Annotated in this window: 10 protein-coding genes; 7 read left to right on the forward strand and 3 right to left on the reverse strand. The window is 70.7% G+C overall.

The window, feature by feature from the left end; translation table 11 throughout:
• Position 1: 1 nt before the first annotated feature.
• Both ACIRDX_RS09395 and ACIRDX_RS09400 read right to left on the reverse strand, forming a co-directional pair.
• A complete protein-coding gene (locus tag ACIRDX_RS09395) occupies positions 2-1,021 on the reverse strand; it encodes a VWA domain-containing protein (RefSeq protein ID WP_396625157.1) in 1,020 nt (339 codons plus the stop codon).
• A complete protein-coding gene (locus ACIRDX_RS09400) occupies positions 1,018-1,914 on the reverse strand; it encodes a VWA domain-containing protein (RefSeq protein WP_396625158.1) in 897 nt (298 codons plus the stop codon). The genes ACIRDX_RS09395 and ACIRDX_RS09400 overlap by 4 nt, the downstream gene beginning before the upstream one ends.
• A gap of 147 nt (positions 1,915-2,061) precedes the next feature.
• Here ACIRDX_RS09400 and ACIRDX_RS09405 point away from each other — a divergent pair, with 147 nt between their 5' ends.
• The 6 genes from ACIRDX_RS09405 (at position 2,062) to ACIRDX_RS09430 (ending at position 5,535) form a co-directional block, all read left to right on the forward strand.
• Complete coding sequence (locus tag ACIRDX_RS09405; RefSeq protein ID WP_396625159.1) at positions 2,062-2,445, forward strand: hypothetical protein; 384 nt, start codon at positions 2,062-2,064, stop codon at positions 2,443-2,445.
• Between the two features lie 5 nt (positions 2,446-2,450).
• Positions 2,451-2,681 carry an AtpZ/AtpI family protein gene (locus tag ACIRDX_RS09410; RefSeq protein WP_396625160.1) on the forward strand — a complete coding sequence of 77 codons (231 nt, stop codon included), beginning with the start codon at positions 2,451-2,453 and terminating at the stop codon, positions 2,679-2,681.
• Positions 2,665-3,048 (forward strand): ATP synthase subunit I, encoded by a 384-nt coding sequence (locus ACIRDX_RS09415; RefSeq protein ID WP_396625161.1) that lies wholly within the window; start codon positions 2,665-2,667, stop codon positions 3,046-3,048. The genes ACIRDX_RS09410 and ACIRDX_RS09415 overlap by 17 nt, the downstream gene beginning before the upstream one ends.
• Before the next feature lie 28 nt (positions 3,049-3,076).
• Entirely contained in the window at positions 3,077-3,886 is an 810-nt protein-coding gene (atpB, locus tag ACIRDX_RS09420; RefSeq protein ID WP_396625162.1) for a F0F1 ATP synthase subunit A, read from the forward strand.
• Between the two features lie 256 nt (positions 3,887-4,142).
• Positions 4,143-4,493: an ATP synthase F0 subunit C gene (locus ACIRDX_RS09425; protein WP_396625163.1), complete on the forward strand. Its 351-nt coding sequence runs from the start codon at positions 4,143-4,145 to the stop codon at positions 4,491-4,493.
• 127 nt (positions 4,494-4,620) lie between these two features.
• Positions 4,621-5,535: a DMT family transporter gene (locus ACIRDX_RS09430; RefSeq protein ID WP_396625164.1), complete on the forward strand. Its 915-nt coding sequence runs from the start codon at positions 4,621-4,623 to the stop codon at positions 5,533-5,535.
• 195 nt (positions 5,536-5,730) lie between these two features.
• Here the strand turns inward: ACIRDX_RS09430 and ACIRDX_RS09435 are convergent, their stop codons facing one another.
• The gene (locus ACIRDX_RS09435) at positions 5,731-6,276 is read right to left on the reverse strand and encodes a YfiR family protein (protein WP_396625165.1); all 546 of its coding nucleotides are present in this window, start codon (positions 6,274-6,276) and stop codon (positions 5,731-5,733) included.
• Positions 6,277-6,378: 102 nt separating this feature from the next.
• Between ACIRDX_RS09435 and ACIRDX_RS09440 the strand changes: the two genes are divergently transcribed.
• On the forward strand, positions 6,379-8,676 hold a 2,298-nt coding region (locus tag ACIRDX_RS09440), incomplete at its 3' end, for a response regulator (protein ID WP_396625166.1).

Raw genomic sequence — 8,676 nt, forward strand, 5'->3', positions numbered from 1 at the left:
GCTAGCTCGTCGGCGCGTAGTAGCCCTGCTTGGTGCGCGCGATCGTGTTCGGGCGCTCCACGCGCACCACGATGCGCCGCCAGCGCCCGTCGCGGCGCTGGTTGCGCGACGCGTAGCCCACGGTGTACTGCGCGGCCAGTTCGTCGGCGACCGCGGCATAGATGGCGGGCAACGCGTCGGCGTCGGTGGGGAAGAAGGCCTTGCCGCCGGTCTCCTGGGCGAACTGCTTCAGCACGAAGTCCGACTCGCTGAAGCCGCCCATCGGGCGCCCCTTCGCGCCCGGGTCCTTCAACCCGATGGCGTAGATGGCCACCTCCGACCGCTTGGCGAGCTCGAGGACCTCCTCGAAGGGCACCAGGCTCGAGGTGTCCTCCCCGTCCGACAACACGACGATGGCCTGGCGGCGGACTTCCTGCTGCGTGTTGGCCGCGCGGATCTTCTTGAACTCGTTCAGCGCGATGTAGACGGCGTTGTAGAGCGAGGTCGACCCGCCCGCCGTGGTGCGCTTGATGGCGGCCGCCAGGCTGGCGCGCTCGGCCGTGAACCCCTGGAGGATCTCCGCGCGGCTGTCGAAGTCGACGATCGTCAGCACGTCCTCGGCGTGCATGCGATCGACGAAGCCGATGGCCGCCTGCTGCGTGATGGCCATCTTGTCGTTCATGCTCGCGCTGGTGTCGATCAGCAGGCCCAGTGCCGTGGGCAGCGCCGTGCCAGAGAAGAAGATGATGTCCTGCTTCACGCCGTCCTCGAACACCGAGAACGATTCCTTGGCCAGGCCCGACACGAACTTGCCGTCGCGCTCGGTGACCGTCACGTTCAGCGACACGACCTCGACGCCGGCCCTGAAGATCGGCTGATCGGCGGCCTGCGCTGGGTCCTGGGCCGGTGCTGCCGCCGGCGCCTGTTCGGCCGGGGCGGGCACGGGAGGCTGCGGCGCCGGGGCCTGGCTGCCCACGGGGGCCTGGGCCAGGACGGCGGCGACGCTGCCGGCCAGGATCGTGCGGAGGAGCGCCTGCGTCATCGCGGCGCCCTGTTGGCCTGCAGCGTGTTGGCCTTGATCTTCAGTGTCGGCTTGGCCGAGAACACCTCGACCTGCTTCGGCGGAATGAGGGTGTCGGGGCGGCCATAGAGCACCTCGTGCTGCGTGAGCGCGATGCGCCCCACCTTCTGCAGGGCGTCGGTGATGCTCAGGTTGACCAGGAGCAGCTCACGGCTGCCACCGGTCTCGAGCGTGCCGCGATCGATCACCACGTTGCGGTCCCGCACGTTCTGGCTGGTGAGGTCGGCGCGCTGGGTGTCCTGCAGCTCCAGGACATGCAACGTGGCGCCGGAGGCCGCAAGCTCGTCGAGCGCGAACTGGAAGCCGCGGTCGCTGAACTCGGTGCCGAAGCTGGTGAGGGCGATGATCGTGGCGCGCGCCGGCTTGCGCTTCTGGATCGCCCGCGCGGCCTCGATGATCCCCTCGATCATGGTGGCGCCCGAGTCGGGCTGGACGAACAGCCGGTTCACGGCGCGCACCAGTTGCGGCTTGCTCGTGGTCGGTCCGACCTGCACGGTGGGGCGGTCGGCGACGGTGACGATCGTGATGGGGTGCGGGCCGGCGTAGTTGTTGACGAACTTCTCGAGCCCGAGGCGCATGTCCTGCAGCGCGCGCGTCGAGGCAAGGCTGTTGTCGACCAGCACGGTGATGTCCACCGGCTCGGTCGACCGCGTCACCTTCAGCACCTCCCGGGCGACGCCGTCCTCGCGAATCAGCACGTCGTCCGGACTCACGGTGTCGACGGGCACACCGTCCTCCCCGAGGGCCGTGATCAGGAGGACGCGCTGGCGGGGATTGCTCTGGGCCTGCGCCACTGGCGCGAGCACGGACGAAGCGAGGGCCGCAGCCACGACGAGCGTGTAGAGAGGTCGCATGAGTAGGGTGTCCGTGGCGGGAGAGGCCCCGCCCTTGGAGTATAGTCGAGGGCCATCGGCCCGCTTCGTGGTGCATCCCTTCCGACGACGCACCGAGCCCGGCGGTCGCAGCGCGGCCTCGGGCGCCGCCGACGGGAGCCTCGACACATGACCCGCACGCTCGCCCTGCTCATCGTCTGTGGGTGGCTCGCCTCCCCGGTGGCCGCAGTCGCCCAGGCCCCGGCGGCCTCGCCGACGACCGGTACGTCCACCGGAGCGACCGCCAAGTCGACGGGCGCCACTCCCACCGGCGGCACCGGCAAGGCCGCGAGTGCGACGGCGCCGGCCTCGTCGGGTGCCAAGGGCGCGGCCAGGTCGACCACCACGAAGGCTTCCCGCAAGGGCAAGCCGGCCGCCGCACCCAAGGCCGCGACGGCCAAGGGGGCCGCCGACTGCGATACGCCCCCGAAGACCGTGGCGGCCGCCCCGCCGCCCCCGTCCACCGACCTGTTCTCGCCGACCGTGGCGCCCTGCGCTACCGCCAAGCCCTGAACGCCATGGTCAGCCCGCGCCCGTCCGGCTACTGGAAGACGGTCGGCGAACTCGGCACCCTCGGGCTCTCGTTCGTGCTCGCGCTGGTCCTCGGGACCTGGCTCGGCCTGCGCGCCGACGGGGCGTTTGGCACCAGTCCCTGGGGCATGCTGGTCGGCTTCGTGCTGGGATTCGCGGCCGCCGTCCTGAACGTGGTGCGCATCACGCGCCGGGCCTTCGGTGACGGCTCCCACTGACCTCGGCCTGACGGCCCGCCTCGAACGCGACACCCTGATCGTGCTGGCGTTGAGCACGGCCGTGGCGCTGGCGCTGGGCGGCTGGCGGCTGGCAGGCGGGGTCGTCGGCGGCGGGGTGCTCGCCGGCATCAGCTATCGCGCGCTGAAGCGTGGCGTGGAGGCCCTCGGGCCACCGCCGCCGGGGCTCGAGTCGCGACGCCTGTCGCCGGCGAGGGTCGCCCTCGGGCTGGTCGGGCGGTATGCGTTGCTGCTGGCGGCCGGCTACGTTATCATTGGCCGTTTGCACCTGCACCCGCTGGGGGTGCTGGTGGGCGTCTCCGCGGTGGTCGTCGCCGCGATGGCGGAAGCGGTCAGGGCCTGGCGATAGCCGACCCCGCGCCCCCGCCGACAGGCACATGGAACATCACACACTCTGGATCGTCGAGGTCGTGAACCGGCTGCTCGGGCCGGTGCTCGCGCCGCTGCTCGGGAAGACCTGGGCGCCGGGCCTCGAACTCATCCCCGATTACCTCGTCATGTGCGCCCTGATCGTCCTGGGCGTGCTGGTGTTCAGCCTCGCGGTGCGGTCCTCGTTCAGCGTCGACAACCCGGGCAAGCTCCAGATCGTCCTCGAGGACATCGTCGGGTTCCTCGTGGGCCTGCTGAAGGACAACATCGGTCCTGCCGGCCCGAAGTTCCTGCCGCTGGTCGGCTCGATCTTCATCTTCATCTTCACGGCCAACGCGATCGGCAAGATCCCGGGCCTGATGTCGCCGACGGCCAACATCAACGTGACGCTCGGCTGCGCGCTCACCGTGTGGGTGTACTACCACCTGCAGGGCATCAAGGCGCAGGGCGTGGTGGCCTACGTCAAGCACTTCATCATCCCGCCGGGCGTGCCGCTGTTCGTGGCCCCGATCATGGCGCCGATCGAGCTGATCAGCCACGCCTCGCGCGTGATGTCGCTCTCGCTGCGCCTGTTCGGCAACGTCTACGGCGAGGAACTCGTGGTCCTCATCATGGCCAGCATCGTGCCCTTCCTGGTGCCGCTGCCGATGATGTTCCTCGGCGTGATCACCGGGTCGCTGCAGGCCTACATCTTCACGCTGCTCACGATCATCTACCTCGCCGGCGCGGTGCACGTCGAGCATGGGCACGACGAGGCCCATCACGACGACCACCACGCGCACGGCGACTCCCCGGCGCCCGCCCACGCGGCGGCGTAACGGGACACGCACCGCTCGGTGGCGCCGCGCGCGACCGAGCCCACGCCAACGCCTGCGCATCGTGCGGGGTGTTGGCCCAGTCCGCCGACGTGTCGCGCGCTGCGCGACGCGACGGCGTGGTCGGCAGACCTCGGCACCCGTCGGGCCCCGGTCTGCGCCTCGACCTCTGGCGCGCCACAGGCACGCCGCGCGACTCCGGTCGCGACCCTTTAATGCCGACGATCGCGGTTCGATGTGCCTCGAGGAGGCCACTCGCATGATGAAGAAGTTCTTCGCAGTTCTCGCGCTGGTGATGGCCGCTGGCCTGATCTCGCCGGCGTACGCCCAGGAAGCTGCCGCGGCTGGTGCCGTGGCCCCCGTGGTCACCCAGTGGGCGGTCGTGACCGCCGGCTTCGCGCTCGCCATCGCGGCGGCGTTCGGCGCCATGGCGCAGGGCAAGGCCGTGAGCGCGGCCGCCGAGGGCATCGCCCGCAACCCGGGCGCAGCCGAGGCCATCCGCGGCGCCCTCCTGCTGGGCCTCGTGCTGATCGAGTCGCTCGTGATCTACGTGCTGCTCGTCTCGCTGATCATCTTCTTCGTCCGCGCCGGCGCCCTGGGCCTGGCGTAAGACCCTTCGACATGTCTCGCGTCGGCACGCCGACACGAGACGTGCTCAGGGCAAGCCGCTGGAGCGTGGCATCGGGCCCGCTCCGGCCACTTCCGCCTCCCCGGCGGAAGGCGATGCGCCTCCCCCCATGACCCGCATCGACCTCTACCTGCTGCTCACCGCCATCATCTGGGGCAGCAACTACAGCGTCATCAAGTTCGTGCTGCAGGAGGTCCCGCCGCGGGCCTTCAACGGCCTGCGCCTGCTCATCGCCTCGGTGGTGTTCCTCGCCGCGATCTTCCTCACGCGGAGACGCGAGGACGTGGCCCGCATCACGCCGCGCGACTGGGGCGTGATCGTGGTGCTCGGCCTCATCGGGCAATTCGGGTACCAGATCCTGTTCATCGCCGGCCTCGAACGCACCAGCGTGATGAACGCCTCGATCATCATCGCGTGCACGCCAGCGGCGGTGAGCCTGCTGTCGGCGGCCGTCGGGCACGAGCGGCTGCCGGCCGTGCACTGGCTGGGCACCGCGCTCTCGTTCGTCGGCGTGAGCCTGATCGTCCGCGGCGGCGCCGCGGCAGGCGTCAGCTCGCCCACCGGCGACCTGATGATGATCGCCTGCGTGCTGTGCTGGACCATCTATACGGTGGCCGGGCGGCCGCTGCTCGCCTCGTACGCCCCGCTGGTCATCACGGGCCTGTCGATGGCGATCGGCACGCTGGTCTTCCTGCCCTTCTCGACAGCCGATTTCGCACGCACGCCGTGGGCCGATGTCAGGCTGGTGGCGTGGGTCTGCGTCGTGTTCTCGTCGCTGCTCGCGCTCAACTTCTCCTACACGGCGTGGTACATGGGCGTGCGCCAGCTCGGGTCGTCGCGCACCTCGATCTACTCGAACGTGGTGCCGGTGGCCGCACTACTCGTGGCGATGGTGTGGCTGGGGGAGCGACTGCAGGGGATGCGGCTGGTCGGGGCGATTCTCGTGGCGGCCGGCGTGCTGCTGACGCGCTGGGGCCACCGCCCCGCCCCGCTCGAGGAAGAGGACGCGCCGGCGGAGACGTAGGGGGGCATTGGTCATGCCTCATGCCTCATGCCACATGCCACATGCCACATGCCACATGCCTCATGAAGAGGCCAAAGGCCAAAGGCTGAAGGCTGAAGGCGAAGGCTGAAGGCGAAGGCTGAAGGCAAGCCAAGGGCGTACGGCAATGGCACACGGCTTCGCGCGTGTGCCGTACCCGGCACCCGGTACCCGGCGCTAGTTCACGATCTGCGCGAGGCGCAGGAGGCGCGAGCTGAGGACCACGCCCGCGCGGGCGGCGGCCGCGGGGTTGGCCTGCAGGCGGTACCGATCGCCCTCGGCCCGGAGGTTCAGGGCGAGTGCCGTGTTGCCCGGGCAGTCGCCGTCGCCGACGGTGACGACCCCCTGGTCGGCCAACTGCCGGGCGAGCGCCATCGAGTCCTCCCCGAGCACCACCACCGAGGCCTTGATGTCGGCAAGCGCCTCCACCGACGGCACATCCACCACGGTCACCACGTGTCCGCCGGGCTGGATGGCGGCGCAGGCCTCGCGCAACGCGGCGCTCAGGTCCGCGTTGTCTACCACGGCCACGCGCAGATCGCCGCCCGGCGCCTTCGTGTTCCATTCGATGAACCGCAGCATCCGGGCGATCGTCGTGGCCCGGGCCTCGTCGTCATCACCCCTGGCCTCCGCACGCCCGGCTCCGGCCACCACCCCCAGGACGACGAGAGACAGGGCGACGAAGCGACGGATCCAGCTGGCGGGGGTATGGGCGCACGACATGATCGTCGAGGCAATCGGTCGATGCGCCGGAAACTTTAGGCCCCCCACCCTCAATTTTCTGACGCGCCCGCCGATTGGTTCTCAGGGGAGTTCCCCGCCCTCATGCTTCGCCATTCCCTCCGCCGCCGCCTCACCCTGATCCTGATTGCTGCGAGCGCCTCCGCGCTGACGCTCACCGGGTTCGGGCTGATGCTGTACGACGGGTCGACGGCGCGGGCCTCGCTGGCGCTCGAGATCGAGGCCGTGGCGACGGTGTTCGGCGAGAACAACGCCGCCGCCCTCGCCTTCGACGACCCGGTCTACGTGGCCGAGACCCTCGAGGCGCTCCGGGCGCGCCCGGACCTCCGGGTGGCCGCGCTCTACGGCAAGAACGGCCGACTGTTTGCGCAGATCCAGGGCGTGGGCGGACCCCAGGCGCCGCCGGCCGTGCCGCCCGCCGGCACCGTGCAGGCCGACGACGCCGTGCGCGTGGTGCAGGACATCTGCCTGAAGGACGGCTGCGTGGGCTCGGTCCTCGTCGAGACGGACCTTCGGCGTGTCGAGGCCCGACGCCGCGACACGATGGCCATCTTCTTCATCGTGTTCGTCGTCTCCCTCGGGCTCGCCTACGTGCTCGGCGCCGCCCTGCAACGCCCGATCGTCACGCCGCTGAAGCAGCTCTCGGTGGCGGCCCAGGAGGTCGTCCGCACCGAACGGTTCGACGCCCGCCTCCCCGAACGCGCCACCGACGACGAACTGGCGGTCCTGGTGCGCGCCTTCAACGGCATGCTGTCCGGGCTGGAGGCGCGCGACCGCGAGTTGCAGGGCCACCGCGAACAGCTCGAGCAGGAAGTGGCTCGGCGCACCGCGGAACTCCAGGACGCCAAGGACCGCGCCGAGAGCGCCAACCGCTTCAAGAGCCAGTTCGTGGCCACGATGAGCCACGAGATCCGCACACCGATGAACGGCGTGCTCGGCATGACCGAGCTGGCGCTCGACACCGATCTCACCACGGTACAGCGCGACTACCTCGACACGATCCGCCGCTCGTCAGAGGCGCTCATCACGGTCATCGACGACGTGATGGACCTGTCGCGGATCGAGGCGGGCCGCGTGGAACTGCAATCGGTGCCGTTCGACCTCGCCTCGGTCGTGCACGAGGCGCTCGGGGCCATTGCGGTGCGGGCGCACCAGAAGGATCTCGACCTGGTCTGGGATCAGGACGAGCCGCTGCCCGCGATGATCACGGCCGACCCTGCGCGCCTGCGCCAGGTGCTCATCAACCTGCTCGGCAACGCCGTGAAGTTCACCAACGTCGGCTTCGTCCGCGTCCGCGTCGACGTCGACACGCCGTTCGCCGAGGGCACGGCCACGCTGCGCGTGCGCATCGCCGACTCCGGTGTGGGCGTGGGCGAGGACCAGCAGGCGGCGATCAGGCAGACGATCCGCGAGGCGGCCGGCGGCACGCCGCAGCTGTTCGAGGGCAACGGCCTTGGCCTCGCGATCTGCGCGCGCCTGCTGCACCTGATGGGCGGCGCCATCGACTTCGAGAGCGTGGTGTGGCAGGGCAGCACGTTCACCATCACGCTGCCGGTGGAGATCGCGGCCGGGTCGATGTCGTCCGTCGAGGCGCGCCCGAGCGAGCTCGAGGGGCGCGAGGTGCTGCTCGTCGACCGCCACCACGTGTCGCGAGGCGTGCTCCGCGGCTGGCTCGAGTCGTGGGGGGCCAGGGTCACCTGCGGCGACGACGACGCGGGCCTGGGCCCGCTGCTGTGGGAGCGCCGCTGGGGCCTGGTGCTGATCGACCACGAGTCGCTGGCGGCGGTGCGGTCCGACGTCGCTGCCGTGGCGCGTGTTGGCGTCCCTGTGCTGGAACTGGCGCTCTCGACCGAGGGCGGTGACGTGCCCGAGGGCGTCGTGCTCACCAAGCCGCTCCGCCGGCCTACCGTGGCGGCCGTGCTCGCCGCCTCGCTGAGCAGTGCGATCGCCGACGCCAACCAGCAGGCGGCCCTGGCGATGGTGCCGGCGCCGCGGGCGCCTCGCGTGCCGAAGGTGCTCGTGGCCGACGACAACGTCGTCAACCAGCGGGTGGTGCAGCAGCTACTGGCGCGGCGTGGATGCGACGTGGTGCTCGTGGCCGACGGGGCGGAGGCGCTCGCCGCCTGGCAGCGTGAGCGCTACGACCTGGTGCTGATGGACGTGCAGATGCCCGTCATGGACGGCCTGCAGGCGGCCCGCGAGATCCGCGCCATCGAGCAACGCCGCCGCGTGCGGCCCACGCCGATCGTGGCGCTCACGGCGCACGCCATGACCGGTGATCGCGAGATGTGCCTCGAGGCCGGCATGACCGACTACCTGGCCAAGCCCCTCCGGCGCGCGGCCTTCGACGAACTGCTCGACCGGCTCGCCGTAGGCTCGGCC

Source organism: Luteitalea sp. (assembly GCF_044337415.1).
GTDB lineage: Bacteria > Acidobacteriota > Vicinamibacteria > Vicinamibacterales > Vicinamibacteraceae > Luteitalea.